The organism is Streptococcus suis, assembly GCF_019794555.1.
Classification (GTDB): Bacteria; Bacillota; Bacilli; order Lactobacillales; family Streptococcaceae; genus Streptococcus; species Streptococcus suis_AB.
This window is the reverse complement of the sequence record NZ_JAIMEP010000082.1, coordinates 1-552: the sequence shown is the minus strand read 5'-3', so window position 1 is coordinate 552 and position 552 is coordinate 1. Positions and strand designations below refer to the sequence as shown.

Below are 552 nucleotides of genomic sequence, written 5' to 3'. Positions count from 1 at the left end.
AGGACACAGGATACAATCGAAGTGTTCGTCATAGACAAAATCTTTAGGCCGAAGTTGTCCCTTCTTCCCACGGGGACGGGTGTAGGGAAGGACAGGAGTGATTTCCTTATCAATTAGAAACTTGGCAATACTGGGAGTTTTATAGCCCGAATCCGCAATGATATACTCTGGTTTCAAGGGTTCAAGATTGGCGAAAAGTGCAGGAAAAGCCTGGCTGTCATGGATATTGCCAGCCTCAACACTATAAGCAAGTGCCCAGCCATACTTATCACAGGCAACTTGGGCAGAATAAGCGAAAACTTCCTTATGATCACCTTTGTGGAACCAGCCACTTTCTGGGTCGGTTGTAGAGATTTTCTTAGCGATGGGCTCTGGCTCTTTGGCGGGCCCGAGCGGCTTTTTTCCGTGCTTTACCCGATCTTGATTAATTTCGATTTCCAGCTGTTCACTCATGAATTTGGCCTGCTTTTCCACCTCTTGGTTGATAAACTTACGATTATTAGCCGCAGCTTTAATATGAGTTCCGTCTATGAAAATCTCCGTCGGGTCAAT

The 552-nt window shown here is 45.8% G+C and carries 1 protein-coding gene; it reads right to left on the bottom strand.

Going from position 1 to position 552, the window contains the following annotated elements:
- Positions 1-552 (bottom strand): transposase (locus K6V48_RS12165; RefSeq protein ID WP_222369867.1); only part of this gene is annotated, 552 nt, incomplete at both ends.